The sequence below is a fragment of the Leisingera sp. McT4-56 genome (genome assembly GCF_020514995.1).
Lineage (GTDB): Bacteria > Pseudomonadota > Alphaproteobacteria > Rhodobacterales > Rhodobacteraceae > Leisingera > Leisingera aquaemixtae_A.
In genome coordinates this window covers 302,881-317,408 of the sequence record NZ_JAJALF010000001.1, presented here as the reverse complement: position 1 = coordinate 317,408, position 14,528 = coordinate 302,881, and the positions used below count along the sequence as shown (strand labels likewise).

The following is a 14,528-nucleotide window of genomic DNA, read 5'->3' as shown; positions in this document are numbered from 1 at the left end:
ATGAGCCGGATTCACCCCAGTGCTGTGATTGAAGAGGGCGCCAAGCTTGGAAAGGACTGCGAGATTGGCCCGTTCTGCGTGGTTGGCCCTGAGGCGGTTCTGGGGGACCGGGTTGTTCTGAAGTCCCATGTTGTTGTCACCGGCGACACCGAAATCGGCGATGAAACCGTAGTCTTCCCCTTTGCCGTGCTGGGCGAGATCCCGCAGGATCTGAAGTTCAAGGGCGAGAAGTGCAAGACCGTGATCGGCAAGCGCAACCGCATCCGCGAGCATGTGACGGTGAATGCCGGCACCGAGGGCGGCGGCGGCGTGACCCGCATCGGCGACGACGGGCTGTTCATGGCCGGCTGCCACATCGCTCATGACGCCCAGGTCGGCGACCGGGTGATCGTGGTGAACTCTGCCGCGGTTGCGGGCCACTGCGTGCTGGAGGATGACGTGATCATCGGCGGCCTGTCCGGCATCCACCAGTGGGTGCGGATCGGCAGGGGCGCGATTGTCGGCGCGGTCACCATGGTGACCAATGATGTGATCCCCTATGGCCTGGTGCAGGCGCAGCGCGGTGAGCTGGACGGCTTGAACTTGGTCGGGCTCAAGCGCCGCGGCGTCGCCCGCAGCGATATCACAGCCCTGCGCGCGGCTTTCCAGATGCTTGCTCAGGGCGAAGGCACTTTCCAGGAGCGTGCCAAGCGGCTGGGTGACGAGACAGAGAGCCAGTATGTGCAGGAGATCGTCGCCTTCATCACCGGTGAGAGCGACCGTTCCTTCCTGACCCCAGGAGGCTGAATAGATGCTGGCAGTGATTGCAGGCACCGGCATGCTGCCGGCTGAAGTGGTGTCCCGTGCTGCGGGGCGCCCTCTGGTCTGCGCGATGGCAGGCTCTGAGCCTGATGCGGTGGATCCGGAGATCACCTTCCGCTTTGAGCAGCTAGGAAGCTTTCTGGAGCGGCTGAAGGCGGCGGAAGTGACCGAAATCTGCATGGCAGGTGCGGTGCGCCGCCCGCATATTGACCCCTCTGCCATTGATGCGGCCACCATGCCGCTGGTGCCGGTGCTGCAAAGCGCGTTGGCCGCAGGCGACGACGGGGCATTGCGGGCGATTATCGGCATTTTTGAACAGGCGGGTTTTGCTGTCCGCGCCGCCCATGAGGTGGCGCCCGATCTGCTGATGGCCGCGGGTGTGCCGACCAAGGTGCAGCCGGGTGAGCTGGACAAGGCTGACGCGGAACGCGGCGCCGAAATCGTCGCGGCCATGTCGGCTGCCGACATCGGCCAGTCCTGCGCCGTGCGCAAGCGGCAGGCGATAGCGGTGGAAAACCTGTTTGGCACCGACTGGATGCTGGCTTCGCTGCTGCAGCGCCCGGACGGGCAGGGCGGCCTGTTGTTCAAGGCGCCGAAACCGGCGCAGGACCGCCGCGCCGATCTTCCCGCCATCGGGGTGGAAACGGTTGAAGCCGCCGCCAAGGCCGGCCTTTCCGGCATCGTGCTGGAGGCGGGCGGCGTCATCGTTCTGGATCAGGACGCGGTGATTGCGGCCTGTGACCGGCTGGGCCTGTTCCTCTGGCTGCGCGAGGCATGAACCTGCGGGTCTTCATCCTGGCGGGGGAGCCTTCGGGCGACCGGCTGGGCGGGGCGCTGATGGCAGGGCTGAAACAGCTGGAACCCGGCGTCAGCTTTGACGGCATCGGCGGCGCGCTGATGGCCGAGCAGGGGCTGGTGTCCCGCTTTCCGATGGATGAGCTGTCGGTGATGGGGCTGGCAGAAGTGCTGCCCAAGTACCGCCACCTGAAGCGCCGGATCCGGGAAACGGCGGACGCGGTGCTGGAAATCAGGCCGGACGTGCTGATCACCATCGACAGCCCTGACTTCTCCCTGCGCGTGGCGCGGCTGGTCAAGGCGCAAAGCAATATCCGCACCGTGCATTACGTGGCGCCTTCGGTCTGGGCATGGCGGCCCAAGCGGGCCGGGAAAATGGCGGAAGTCATCGATCACGTGCTGGCGCTCTTGCCGTTTGAGCCGCCCTATATGGAAGCCGCAGGTATGGACTGCGATTTCGTCGGCCACCCGGTGGTGGCGGAACCGCAGGCCACGGAACCGGAGATCGCCGCTTTTCGCAGTGAATTCGGCTTGGGTGATGCGCCATTTGTTCTGGCGCTGCCGGGATCGCGCCGCTCTGAGGTGTCGCGGCTGGCCCCGGATTTCGGCGGCGCGCTGCACCGCTTCACTGCCAGACACCCGGAATACCGGATCGTCGTGCCAGCCGCCGCCCCGGTGGCCGGCCTGGTGCGCGATGCCGTGCAGAACTGGCCTGAGGGGGCGGTGCTGGTCGATCCGAACGAATTTGACGCCGCCACGGCCAAGGCGCATAAGCGCGCGGCCTTTGGGGCAGCGGATCTGGCGCTTGCGGCTTCGGGCACGGTCTCGCTGGAGCTGGCCGCGGCAGCCACCCCGATGGTGATCGCCTACAAGTTTCAATGGCTGACCTGGCAGATCATGAAGCGCATGGCACTGATCGACACCGTGACTCTGGTCAATCTGGTCAGCGACACCCGCGTGGTGCCGGAATACCTGGGGCCGGACTGCACGCCCGAAAAGATTGCTGCTAGCCTTGAGGCGCTGGCAGCCGGCCCGGGGGCTCAGCTGGAGGCAATGAAGCTGACCATGCAGCGTCTGGGGCAGGGCGGAGAGGCCCCGGGGCTGCGGGCCGCGCGGGCTGTTCTCGAGCGGCTGCCCGTGACTTAGGGGCAGGAGCGCGCCGGATGCAAAGCCTCCGCCGCGCGGCTATTGGTGGCGCGGATGCTTGCGCATCCGCGCGGCGCTTGCCGCAAGGCTGCCGCAGAACGCCGGCGGGTGACAGTAGTGAAAACTCTGGAGTTCTTTTGCTGAGAAGCGCCTAAGGGCAGGTCTGCCCTTAGGCGCTCTTCCGATTTTCGGTTTGAAGATGCCGCTTCAAGGGCAAGCCGCGCGTGCCGCGCGGAGGCTGTGCCTCCCTTGACCCGGCGGGCAGGGGATCAGTAGCCGCGCCAGATCCAGCCGCCGCCGAAGATGCGGCTGCCTTCGTTGGCGTAGAACACGCAGGCCTGGCCGGGGGAGACGCCTTCCTCGGGTGTCAGCAGTTCCACCTCGGCGGTTGTTTCCGTCAGCGGCCGGATGATCGCTTCCCGCGGCGGGCGCGTGGAGCGGACCTTGACCTTCAGATGCCATTCCGCGCGGCTGGTAAAGGGTTCGTCGCCCAGCCAGTTGATTTCGCGCACCGGAATCGTGCGGGTGGCCAGAAGCTCCTTGGGGCCGACGACCACCTGTTTCTTGTCGACGTCCAGTTTCACCACGTAAAGCGGTTCTGACAGCCCGCCGATGCCAAGGCCGCGGCGCTGGCCGATGGTGTAATGGATGACGCCCTCGTGGCTGCCCAGAACCCGGCCGTCGGCATGCACGATCTCACCCGGCTCGGCGGCGCCGGGGCGCAGTTTCTCGATCACGCTGGCGTAGTTGCCGTCCGGCACAAAGCAGATGTCCTGGCTGTCGGGCTTGTCCGCCACTGCCAGGCCGTACTGGGCCGCCATCTCGCGCGTGGCGTCCTTGGAGGGCAGGTGCCCCAGCGGGAAACGCAGGTAGTCGAGCTGCTCCGGCGTGGTGGAGAACAGGAAGTAGCTCTGGTCGCGGTTCGCGTCCTCGGCAGAGTGCAGTTCCGGACCGTTCGGCCCCATCTTGCGCTGGATGTAGTGGCCGGTTGCCATGCAGTCGGCCTCCAGATCCTTGGCGGTTTCCAGGAGGTCCTTGAACTTCACCCGCTCATTGCAGCGGATGCAGGGCACCGGAGTTGCGCCCGCCAGATAGCTGTCGGCGAACTCGTCAATCACCGCATCCTTAAAAATGTTCTCATAATCCAGGACGTAATGCGGGAAGCCGCGCTCCTCCGCGACGCGGCGCGCATCGTGGATATCGATGCCCGCGCAGCAGGCGCCTTTTTTCGCCAGCGCTGCGCCGTGATCGTATAGCTGCAGCGTCACACCCACCACGTCATAGCCTTGATCGGCCAAATATGCAGCAACTACAGAGCTGTCGACGCCGCCGGACATGGCCACCACCACCCGGGTTTCCGAGGGCGGTTTGGCAAAGCCGAGCGAGTTCAATTCCAGGTCTTGGTCCAGCGCCATGGGGCAGCTCCTAAAGGCAAGGGGGCAGGCGCCGCAGAATATATGAAAATCCTAAGGACTCTCAAGGGGCGTGGTTCATGCGGCGTTAAGCCTGTTCGTAAATCCTGTTGCCAGACCCAACGAACAAGATCTTCAGAGGGAAGAAGAATGTTTTTGAAGAAAGTCGACGGGCCGCGGGCAGTCACCCTGCCGGATGGCACCATTATGACCCGGGCGGACCTGCCGCCGGAAACAACCAAGCGCTGGGTGGCGTCGCGCAAGGCTGCGGTTGTGCGCGGAGTGCTGTACGGGCTGCTGCCGCAAAAGGAGGCGATGCGCCGTTATGGCCTGAGCGAGGAAGAGTTCCGCAGCTGGGTTGCAGCGGTGGCCGACCACGGTGAAGAGGCCCTGAAAACCACACGTCTCAAGAAATTCAGGGATCATGACTCCAAATAGACTGCGCCGCCCTTGAGTTGCATTTGTAAATTAACCATCATGGTAACGAGGCATTAACTTTTTTCCACCAAGGTTAACGCGACCTGAGGGAAACAGTGTACAGGCGGAGAAAATAATATGCGCATTCTGCTGGTTGAGGATGATCCGACCACGGCAAAAAGCATCGAGCTGATGCTGACCCATGCCAACCTGAACGTTTACACGACGGATCTGGGCGAAGAAGGGATCGATCTGGCCAAACTTTACGATTATGACCTGATCCTCCTGGATCTGGGGCTGCCGGATATGAACGGCCATGAGGTGCTGCGCCAGCTGCGCATGTCCCGCATCGAAACCCCCATTCTGATTCTGTCCGGTGCCGACGATACCGACAATAAGATCAAGGGCTTCGGCTTTGGCGCGGATGACTATCTGACCAAACCCTTCCACCGCGAAGAGCTGGTGGCGCGGATCCATGCCATCATCCGCCGCTCCAAGGGCCATTCGCAGTCGATCATCCGGACCGGCAAGATCGCGGTCAACCTGGACGCCAAGACGGTGGAAGCCGGCGGCAAGGCGGTGCATCTGACCGGCAAGGAATACCAGATGCTGGAGCTTCTGTCGCTGCGCAAGGGCACCACTCTGACCAAGGAGATGTTCCTGAACCATCTCTATGGCGGCATGGATGAGCCGGAACTGAAGATCATCGATGTTTTCATCTGCAAGTTGCGTAAGAAACTCAGCACGGCGACGGGCGGCGAGAACTACATCGAAACCGTCTGGGGCCGCGGTTACGTGCTGCGCGATCCGCAGGAGGATCATATGACCGGCGGCCAGCGGATGGCTGTCGGCGCCTGAAAGGATGAACACCCGGGCGGCGCGTGAATATGTGCCGCCGGTTGCAAAGACCTGCCAATAGGCGGGTCTTTTTGTTTTTGGCGCCTGCGGCACGCAGGCCGGCAGATGCGCTGGACGCGGCGCTTGCGGCACCTTATCACCAGAGGTGAGAACGAAGAGGGACCGCGCGTGGCAGGAATGACAGAAAAAGACGTGGCCAGCCTGACGGCAGAAGATGCCAAGGCAGAGTTTGCGGCGCTGGAAGAGAGGCTGCGGGCGGCGGATCTGGCGTATCACCAGGAGGATGCCCCGGAGATCAGCGACGCCGAATATGATTCGCTGAAGCGACGCTACCGGGCACTGGCAGACGCGTTTCCGGGTCTGGCGGAAGCAGCCACCCAGCTGGACGCAGTCGGCGCGCCTGCGGCCTCCGGTTTTGGCAAAGTTGCCCATGCGGTGAGGATGCTGTCGCTGGGCAACGCGTTTGAGGATGAAGACGTTGCAGATTTCGACCGCAGCATCCGTAAATACCTGGGCCTTGGCCCGGCGGACGCGCTGTCCTTCACGGCGGAGCCCAAGATTGACGGGCTGTCGCTTTCCCTGCGCTACGAAAATGGAGCCTTGATCCAGGCGGCCACCCGCGGCGATGGCAGCGTCGGGGAAAATGTGACCGCAAATGCGCGTACCATCGCCGACATTCCACAACAGCTGGAAGGGGCGCCGGAAGTGCTGGAGGTGCGCGGCGAAGTCTACATGAGCCATGTGGATTTCGAGGCGCTGAATGCCCGGCACGAAGAACGCGGCGGCAAAACCTTTGCCAACCCGCGAAATGCGGCGGCGGGATCGCTTCGGCAGCTCGATGCGGAAATCACCCGCGCGCGCCCCTTGCGTTTCTTCGCCTACAGCTGGGGGGAGTTGAGCGAACCGCTGGCGGCAACGCAGATGGATGCAATTGCGCGGCTGAACGCCTTGGGCTTTCAGACCAACCCGCTGACCAGTCTTTGTGCGACGACAGAGGACATGATCGCGCACTACCGCAGTATCGAGGAACAGCGCGCCACGCTCGGCTATGACATCGACGGCGTGGTCTACAAGGTCAACGATCTGGCGCTGCAGGCGCGGCTGGGATTCCGCTCCACCACGCCCCGCTGGGCGATTGCTCATAAATTTCCGGCCGAGCTCGCCTGGACCCGGTTGGAAGCCATCGACATTCAGGTCGGGCGCACCGGCGCGCTCAGCCCGGTGGCGCGGCTTACTCCGGTCACCGTTGGCGGGGTGGTGGTGTCCAATGCCACGCTGCACAACGAGGACTACATCCAGGGGCGCGACTCCAAGGGCGAGGAAATCCGCGGCGGCAAGGATATCCGCATCGGTGATTGGGTGCAGATCTACCGCGCCGGAGATGTGATCCCCAAAGTGGCTGATGTGGACCTGTCCAAGCGCCCCGAAGAGGCAGAGCCGTATCAGTTCCCGCACATCTGCCCGGAATGCGGAAGCCCGGCGGAGCGGGAGGAAGGCGATGCGGTGCGCCGCTGCTCCGGTGGCATGATCTGCCCGGCACAGGCGGTGGAGAAGCTGAAGCATTTCGTGTCCCGCGCGGCCTTCGATATCGAAGGTCTGGGAGCCAAGCAGGTGGAGCAGTTTCACGGCGATGGATGGATCAAGGAGCCTGCGGATATCTTTGATCTGCAAACGAATTACGGCTCCGGCCTTCAGCAGCTGAAGAACCGGGAAGGCTGGGGCGAAAAGTCTGCGGAGAACCTGTTTGCAGCGATTGAGGAAAAGCGCACAATCCCTCTGGCCAAGCTGATCTTTGCCCTGGGGATCCGCCACGCGGGTGAGGTTGCAGGCCGCGACCTGGCGCTGCATTACCGGGACTGGCAGGCAATGGCGGATGCGATCGACGCCGCCCGCACGGCCGCCTTGGCGCACCGGGCCGCAGATGAGGCTGAGGAGGCGGAACGCCAAGCGGCAGCTGACGAGGGCCGGCGCGCGAAGATTTCCGAAACCCGAGCGGCAGCCGTGGCGGCTTGCGATGTCCCGGTGGAAGCTTCTGCCGCTTGGTCAGACCTCATCGGTGTGGATGGCATCGGTGCGGTCCTGGGCCTTTCCTTGTCCGATGCCTTTGCCAACCCGGAGGAGCGCGCGGCCTTTGACCGGCTTGTGGCCAAGCTGACCATCGTGCCGCCGGATGCCCCCGCTGCTGACAGCCCTGTGGCGGGCAAAACCGTGGTCTTCACCGGCACGCTGGAGAAGATGACCCGCGCCGAGGCCAAGGCACGGGCAGAGGCGCTGGGGGCCAAGGTCTCCGGCTCCGTCTCCAAGAAGACCGACATTCTGGTGGCTGGTCCCGGGGCCGGCTCCAAGGCCAAGAAGGCGGCGGAGCTTGGCATCCGGACTATGGACGAAGACGGCTGGCTGGAGCTGATCGCAGAAGCATGAGCGGACGTCCCGAGATCCTGTTTCCGTTGTTTGCCGACGCCGAAACCCTGCAGGGTGTCGGCCCGAAAACCGCGCAGAATCTCAGTCAGATCGGCATAGAAACGCCGCGCGACTTGCTGTTTTCGCTGCCTTATTCGGTGGTCGACCGGCGCCGCCGCGACACCATCCGCGGGGTGGAGCTGCCCGCCACTGTGACGGTGGAGGTGACCATTGGCCGCCACCGCCCGGCACGCAACCGCGGCGGCGCCTACCGCATACATGCGGAGGATGCGGAGACCGAGTTTCAGCTGGTATTCTTCCACGGCCGCAGCCGCTATCTGGAGGCGCAGCTGCCCGAAGGCGCCCGGCGGGTGGTCTCTGGCAAGCTGGAGCTGTTTGATGGCCTGGCGCAGATGGTGCACCCGGATCACATGCTGCCGGTGGAGGAGGCGCACGGGATCCCTGAGTATGAACCGGTCTACAGCCTGACCCACGGTGTCACGCAAAAGACCATGTACAAGGCAGCTCAAAGCGCGCTGTCGCGGATGCCGGAACTGGCAGAGTGGACCGACCCGGCGCAGATGCTGCGGGAAAACTGGCCTGCCTGGCATGAGGCCTTGCAGTCTGCCCACGCGCCGCAGGGGCCCGATGACCTCAGCCCGCAGGCACCTGCGCGGGCACGTCTGGCTTACGACGAACTGTTTGCCCACCAGCTGACCCTGGCGCTGGCCCGCCAGAAGGAGCGCAAGGCCCGCGGCATCCGAAGCGCCGCCACAGGCCGGTTGCAGTCCAAAGTACTGAAGGCACTGCCGTACCGCCCGACCAACGCGCAGGCCCGCGCGATCGAAGAAATCTCTGCCGATATGGCGGCGGACAAGCGCATGAACCGCCTGCTGCAAGGGGATGTGGGGGCCGGGAAAACATTGGTTGCCTTCATGGCCTTGCTGGTTGCTGTTGAAGCGGGCGGGCAGGGTGTGATGATGGCCCCGACCGGCATCCTGGCGCAGCAGCATCTGGAAGGCCTTGCACCGCTGGCCGAAGACGCCGGCGTGGTGATCGAAATCCTCACAGGCCGTGACAAGGGTTCTGAGCGCAAGGCCAAGCTGGCGGCGCTGAAGAGCGGCGATATCCAAATCCTGGTCGGCACCCACGCGGTGTTCCAGCAGGACGTGGAATTCCGCGACCTGCGCCTGGCCATCGTCGATGAACAGCACCGGTTCGGCGTGCGCCAGCGGATGGAGCTGGCGGAAAAGGGCAAGGGCGCCGACGTTCTGGTGATGACCGCGACACCGATCCCGCGCTCCCTGGCGCTGGCGCAATACGGCGACATGGATGTCTCGGTTCTGGATGAAAAGCCGCCGGGAAGGAAGCCGGTCAAGACCGCCGTTGTCAGCACCGAGCGGATGCAGGAGGTGGTCGGCCACCTGCGCAAGGCGATTGCCGAGGGGCGGCAGTGCTACTGGGTCTGCCCGCTGGTGGACGAGTCCGAGCTAAGCGACCTGACCGCGGCTGAGGAACGATTCAAGCACCTGCGCGCGGTGCTGGGCGAAGGCACGGTGGGACTGGTGCACGGCCAGATGCCGCCCGCCGAAAAGGATGCGGCGATGGCTGCCTTTGTCGCAGGCCATACCAAGGTTCTGGTCGCCACCACGGTGATCGAGGTCGGGGTGAATGTGCCCAATGCCTCGATCATGGTGATCGAGCGGGCCGAGATCTTCGGCCTCGCCCAGCTGCACCAGCTGCGCGGCCGGGTCGGGCGGGGCAGCGCCGATTCGACCTGCCTCTTGATGTACCAGCCGCCGCTGACCGAAGGCGGCCGCAAAAGGCTGGAGGTGCTGCGGGAGACAGAGGACGGGTTCCGGATCTCGGAGACCGACCTGCAGATGCGCGGGGCGGGCGATATGATCGGCACCGCGCAATCCGGCCTGCCGCGATTTCAGATTGCAGACCTGGAGCGACAGGCCGGGCTGATGGCGGTGGCGCAAAGCGATGCGCGGGCGCTGCTGGCTGCTGATCCGAAGCTGGAGGGCGAGCGCGGCAAGGCGGCGCGCGTTCTCCTGTGGCTGATGAAACAGGATCAGGCGATCCGTTTGATTTCAGTGGGTTAGGCTGCATCTCCACCACTGTTCTACTGCGGTGTTCTCCTGTGTTCGCAAATGTTCTCAAAAAGTTCTTTACAGGCGTTCCGAAAAATGAGAACAAAGAGGCAACAAGTTTGCCAAAGAGCAGCATCACAGACTGGAGGAGGCCCGAGCCATGATTGCACAGATCAAGACCACCATTCAGAATGCCCATTCGACCCTGCTGCAGGACGCCATCGGGGCGGCCTCGCTGATGGTGATGCTGGTGGCGGCGCTGCATCTGCCGGGGCTGCTCTGATCCCCGCATCGTTTTCCTGATTGCATCTGCTGTGCCGGGCTGGCCCTTTCCTGTCCCGGACTGTTTCCGGGGATCAACCGCCTGTACGGATCCCCCTCGGCCCGATCTTCGACTGAATTGCCTCAAGATCCTGCCTGGCCCGCCCGGGTCCCGCACCGCAGAGCATGACTGCCGCCGCCATCTGCCCGGATGTGCGGCGGTTTTTTCATGTCAGAAGGGGGAGGCAGGCGCGCGTTTCCCGCCTGGGCGCGGGACAGCGTGTATTGCGAATTGTGCAGCCGGCCTTAGGCGCATTGCTCCTTGGCGGCGGTCTGCATGGCTTCCAGAGTCGCCTCCAGCGCCAGCATGATCGAGGCATGGCGGTTCTTGAACTCACGCGCGGGCTGCAGCACTTCCAGACCGTCAAACGGCGCATCCGGCACCGGGCCTTCCTGAGTCAGCATGGCCTTCAGCTGGTTGCGGGCGGTTTCAACTTCCTCCAGCGAACAGCCGATCACATTGGCGCCGGTCACAGCGGCAGAGGCTTGACCCAATGCGCAGGCCTTCACGTCCTGCCCGAAATCCGTGATCCGGCCGTCCTCGACCTTGATATCGACGGTTACGGCAGAGCCGCACAGCGGCGAACGTTTCTTGACGGTGGCATCCGGCGCCTGCAGCCGGTCCAGATGCGGAATGTCGGCGGCCAGCGCCAGAATGCGCGAGGAATACAGCTTGATCAGATCACTATCGCCAGACATCGCTTTCCCGGTCTTTCCCATTTTGCAGGTTCCCCATACATAGGGAGCCGAACAGCAGATGCAAAAGGTTTTTCCCCATGTCCTTTGATCCCGCCAGCCTGACCTACAATGACGCCGGGCTGATCCCCTGCATCGCGCAGGACGAAGCCACCGGCGAGGTGCTGATGATGGCCTGGATGAATGCCGATGCAGTGGCCCGCACCCTGGAGACCGGCAAGGTCACTTATTGGTCGCGCTCGCGGCAGTCGTTCTGGATCAAGGGCGAGACGTCCGGCCATGTGCAGGAACTGGTGGGCCTGCGGATCGACTGCGACCGCGACTGCCTGCTGGCGCTGGTGCGCCAGACCGGTGCGGCCTGCCACACCAACCGTCGGACCTGTTTCTATACCGCGGTGCGGGAGGGGGAAGAGGTCGAGCTGATGAAGCCAATGAGCTGATCCGCTTCGGGTGCGGCCCTGGCGGACCGTGTCTCCGGCGGGGATATTTTCAGCCAGAAGAAGGCGGCAGACCCACCATTTCGCGGATGTCCTGCGGCGTGGCGCCTTCGGCGCGGTATTTGGCAATGGCACGCGCATCATCTCGTTTGGCGAGGCGTTTGCCATTCTCATCGCGGATCAGGCGGTGGTGGTGGTAAATGGGCGAGGGCAGGCCCAGCAGGCTTTGCAGCAGGACGTGGATCTGGGTCGCCTCGAACAGGTCAGCACCGCGCACGGCGTGCGTAATGCCCTGATCCGCGTCGTCCGCCACCACCGACAGATGGTAGGAGCTGCCCATGTTGCGGCGCACCAGGATAATGTCGCCAACAGCTGAGATCAGCTCATCTGGGTCCAAGGCGTGCGTACCCTGGAATTTCGGGCCCGTCTCCGTGAAGCTGCGCAGATCTGCGGCGCGGACGGCTTTTTCCATATTGAACCGGATCACATCCCGGTCCGTGGCCTCCGATGGCAGCCGGCTGCGGCAGGTGCCGGGGTAGATGCGCCCGTCCGGGCCAAATTGCGGCACGCCTTCCTGCGGTGCGCCGGCGGCGGCCTCGATATCTGCGCGGTTGCAGCGGCAGGGATAGGTCAGGCCCATCGCGGTCAACTGGTCCAATGCTGCCCGGTAGCGGGGCAGCCGCTCTGACTGGCGCATCACCGGCTGCGGCCAGCTGAGGCCCAGCCAGTGCAGATCCTCATAGATCTGCGCTTCCCATTCGGAGCGCGCGCGCGACTGGTCGATGTCTTCGATGCGCAGCAGGAAGCGGCCGCCGTTGGCCACGGCCATGTCATGCGCCAGCATGGCGGAATAGGCATGGCCCAGGTGCAGCGGTCCGGTCGGCGACGGCGCGAAACGTGTGGTGAATGTCACGCTTTCTCAATTACATAGACGGTAGACTTCAGGTTTATTCCGGGGAGGTGCTCCCCGTATTCCCGAAATAGCAGCCGTGCGGCCGAACAGTCCAGCCATTCATTGAGCTTGCCGGTATAGGCGTGGTCCTCCAGCGCGTGATCGTTGTAGGAAAAGGCAAACAGCCCTTTGCGGTCCAGTCCGCGCATGATCACGTCGAAGGTTTCCGGCGGTGCCGCCCCGGTGCCGAGCACACCGCAGCCGACGATGGCGCGGTAGGCGCCTGGCTTCACCGGAGCCTTGTCGGTGACGTCCAGTTCGGCCAGGTTCCGGTAGGCGCCCTTGTCCCGCGCCTGGGCCAGCATTTCGGGCGAAGGTTCCAGCCCGTCGACCACGTTATAGCCGGCCGCTCTCAGCGCGAGGCCCGCCAGGCCGGTGCCGCAGCCGAAATCTAGAATGGGCGCGTCCGGCTCCGGCAGGTACTTCCACAGCGCCGCGGCGATCCGGGCCGGCGTTGCGTAACCGTTTTCCGCGATTTCAGCGTCATATGAGGCGGCCCAGCGGTCATAGTGGTCGCGGGTCGCGTCCTGGCTGGTAAGGCCATAGGATTTACCGAGGAATTTTTCACTCATGCCACAATCCTAGACCCGCGCTTTGCGCAGCGTCTAGGAAAAGTTGCTGAGCCAGTCCTGCCAGACCCCTTTGGCGCGGTCGGTATAGGCCTTGTAACGGTCCTTGCGGCCGCGGCGACCGCCCTTCAGGCCGTCCACCGGGCGGAACAGGCCGAAATTCACGTTCATCGGCTGGAAGGTCTTGGCCTCGGCGCCGCCGGTGATGTGGTGGATCAGCGCGCCCATGGCGCTGTCCTGCGGCACTTCCGGCAGCTCCCGGCCAAGGATCTCCGCCGCGGCCAGGCGGCCCGCCAGCAGGCCCATGGCGGCGCTTTCCACATAGCCCTCGACCCCGGTGATCTGGCCGGCAAAACGGATGTTGGGTTTCGACTTCAGCCGCATCTGCGCGTCCAGCAGGGTGGGCGAGTTGATGAAGGTATTGCGGTGGATGCCGCCGAGGCGGGCAAAGCTGGCGTTCTCCAGGCCGGGGATCATCTTGAAGACCTCCGTCTGGGCGCCGTATTTCATCTTGGTCTGGAAGCCGACAATGTTGAACAGCGTCCCCAGCGCGTTGTCGCGGCGCAGCTGCACCACCGCATGGGCCTTGACCTCAGGCTGGTGCGGGTTGGTCAGCCCCACCGGCTTCATCGGCCCGTGGCGCAGGGTTTCGCGGCCGCGTTCGGCCATCACCTCGATCGGCAGGCAGCCGTCGAAGTAGCCAGCGGTTTCGCCTTCGTGGAATTCGGTCTTGTCGGCGGCCAGCAGCGCGTCGATGAACGCCTCGTACTGGTCTCTGTCCATCGGGCAGTTGAGGTAGGCGGTGCGCTCTTCCTCGGTTTCGCCCTTGTCATAGCGCGACTGCATCCAGGCCTTCGACATGTCGATGCTTTCCGCATAGACAATCGGCGCGATGGCATCGAAGAAGGCCAGTGCCTCGGCTCCGGTTTCGGCTTGAATGGCCTTGCCCAGCTCCGGCGAGGTCAGCGGGCCGGTAGCAAAGATCCAGTGGCCTTCGGTGGGCAGTTCGGTGATTTCTTCGTAGGAAACCGTGACATTCGGATGCGCCTTCAGCTTGGTGGTCACGGTTTCGGCAAAGGGCTCCCGGTCCACGGCCAATGCGCCGCCGGCGGGCAGCCGGTGTTCATCCGCGGTGGTCATGATCAGGCCGTTCGCCGCGCGCATTTCCCAATGCAGCAGGCCCACGGCGTTCTGCTCGTCATCATCCGAGCGGAAGGAGTTCGAACACACCATCTCGCCCAAGTTGCCGGTCTGATGGGCAAAGGTTTCCACCTTGGGGCGCATTTCGTGGATCACCACCTGTACACCCATGTTTGCCGCCTGCCAGGCCGCTTCCGAGCCGGCCAAGCCGCCGCCCACGATATGCAATGTCTGTGCCGAATGATCTGTCATGCCCGCCACATAGGGCAGGGGGCGTGCGCGTGCAACAGGCTTGGGGAGATACCAGGCCGCAAGCAGGCCCTTCGCCCTAAAGGCGGGCAGGCAGGCTTTTCGGGGGGAGATTTGGGGCCGCCGCTGCGGGAATGGATGACCGGGGTGAGAGAACCGGTTGGAGGGACCCTTCCGCAGCAGCAGCCCAAATTGTGCCGGTCAGCGACCTTGCCCAATCTCTGCCATCTTTCCGCCCG

The 14,528-nt window shown here is 64.0% G+C and carries 14 protein-coding genes; 9 read left to right on the top strand and 5 right to left on the bottom strand.

Features of this window, described 5'->3' with window-relative positions; translation table 11 throughout:
* From lpxA to lpxB, 3 genes are read left to right on the top strand one after another with little or no spacing between them, the layout of a single operon-like run.
* Window positions 1–786 (top strand): acyl-ACP--UDP-N-acetylglucosamine O-acyltransferase, encoded by a 786-nt coding sequence (gene lpxA, locus LHL23_RS01490; protein ID WP_226428538.1) that lies wholly within the window; start codon window positions 1–3, stop codon window positions 784–786.
* A gap of 4 nt (window positions 787–790) precedes the next feature.
* On the top strand, window positions 791–1,579 hold the full coding sequence (locus LHL23_RS01485) for an LpxI family protein (RefSeq protein ID WP_226428537.1): 789 nt from the start codon (window positions 791–793) through the stop codon (window positions 1,577–1,579).
* A complete protein-coding gene (gene lpxB, locus LHL23_RS01480; RefSeq protein ID WP_226428536.1) occupies window positions 1,576–2,742 on the top strand; it encodes a lipid-A-disaccharide synthase in 1,167 nt (388 codons plus the stop codon). Before LHL23_RS01485 ends, lpxB begins: the two co-directional genes overlap by 4 nt.
* 269 nt (window positions 2,743–3,011) lie before the next feature.
* Here the strand turns inward: lpxB and mnmA are convergent, their stop codons facing one another.
* Window positions 3,012–4,157: a tRNA 2-thiouridine(34) synthase MnmA gene (gene mnmA / locus LHL23_RS01475; protein ID WP_226428535.1), complete on the bottom strand. Its 1,146-nt coding sequence runs from the start codon at window positions 4,155–4,157 to the stop codon at window positions 3,012–3,014.
* Between the two features lie 147 nt (window positions 4,158–4,304).
* Here mnmA and sciP point away from each other — a divergent pair, with 147 nt between their 5' ends.
* From sciP to LHL23_RS23450, 5 genes are all read left to right on the top strand, one after another.
* On the top strand, window positions 4,305–4,592 hold the full coding sequence (gene sciP, locus LHL23_RS01470; protein WP_222475509.1) for a CtrA inhibitor SciP: 288 nt from the start codon (window positions 4,305–4,307) through the stop codon (window positions 4,590–4,592).
* A gap of 117 nt (window positions 4,593–4,709) precedes the next feature.
* The gene (ctrA, locus tag LHL23_RS01465; protein ID WP_226428534.1) at window positions 4,710–5,429 is read left to right on the top strand and encodes a response regulator transcription factor CtrA; all 720 of its coding nucleotides are present in this window, start codon (window positions 4,710–4,712) and stop codon (window positions 5,427–5,429) included.
* 177 nt (window positions 5,430–5,606) lie between these two features.
* Window positions 5,607–7,850 (top strand): NAD-dependent DNA ligase LigA, encoded by a 2,244-nt coding sequence (ligA, locus tag LHL23_RS01460; protein ID WP_226428533.1) that lies wholly within the window; start codon window positions 5,607–5,609, stop codon window positions 7,848–7,850.
* Entirely contained in the window at window positions 7,847–9,937 is a 2,091-nt protein-coding gene (recG, locus tag LHL23_RS01455) for an ATP-dependent DNA helicase RecG (protein ID WP_226428532.1), read from the top strand. The genes ligA and recG overlap by 4 nt, the downstream gene beginning before the upstream one ends.
* A gap of 148 nt (window positions 9,938–10,085) precedes the next feature.
* Window positions 10,086–10,208, top strand: coding sequence for a hypothetical protein (locus tag LHL23_RS23450; RefSeq protein ID WP_024090279.1), 123 nt, complete (start codon window positions 10,086–10,088; stop codon window positions 10,206–10,208).
* Window positions 10,209–10,492: 284 nt separating this feature from the next.
* Here LHL23_RS23450 and LHL23_RS01450 read toward each other — a convergent pair whose 3' ends face one another.
* Window positions 10,493–10,945, bottom strand: coding sequence for an iron-sulfur cluster assembly scaffold protein (locus LHL23_RS01450; RefSeq protein ID WP_226428531.1), 453 nt, complete (start codon window positions 10,943–10,945; stop codon window positions 10,493–10,495).
* A gap of 77 nt (window positions 10,946–11,022) precedes the next feature.
* On the opposite strand from LHL23_RS01450, the gene hisI reads away from it, so the two are divergent.
* On the top strand, window positions 11,023–11,382 hold the full coding sequence (hisI, locus tag LHL23_RS01445; protein ID WP_226428530.1) for a phosphoribosyl-AMP cyclohydrolase: 360 nt from the start codon (window positions 11,023–11,025) through the stop codon (window positions 11,380–11,382).
* Between the two features lie 49 nt (window positions 11,383–11,431).
* Here hisI and gluQRS read toward each other — a convergent pair whose 3' ends face one another.
* The 3 genes from gluQRS to trmFO are packed head-to-tail and all read right to left on the bottom strand — an operon-like array spanning window position 11,432 to window position 14,292.
* Window positions 11,432–12,292: a tRNA glutamyl-Q(34) synthetase GluQRS gene (gene gluQRS / locus LHL23_RS01440; RefSeq protein ID WP_226428529.1), complete on the bottom strand. Its 861-nt coding sequence runs from the start codon at window positions 12,290–12,292 to the stop codon at window positions 11,432–11,434.
* Window positions 12,289–12,903 (bottom strand): class I SAM-dependent DNA methyltransferase, encoded by a 615-nt coding sequence (locus tag LHL23_RS01435; RefSeq protein ID WP_226428528.1) that lies wholly within the window; start codon window positions 12,901–12,903, stop codon window positions 12,289–12,291. Before LHL23_RS01435 ends, gluQRS begins: the two co-directional genes overlap by 4 nt.
* Before the next feature lie 33 nt (window positions 12,904–12,936).
* On the bottom strand, window positions 12,937–14,292 hold the full coding sequence (trmFO, locus tag LHL23_RS01430; protein ID WP_226428527.1) for a methylenetetrahydrofolate--tRNA-(uracil(54)-C(5))-methyltransferase (FADH(2)-oxidizing) TrmFO: 1,356 nt from the start codon (window positions 14,290–14,292) through the stop codon (window positions 12,937–12,939).
* Between the last annotated feature and the right edge of the window lie 236 nt (window positions 14,293–14,528).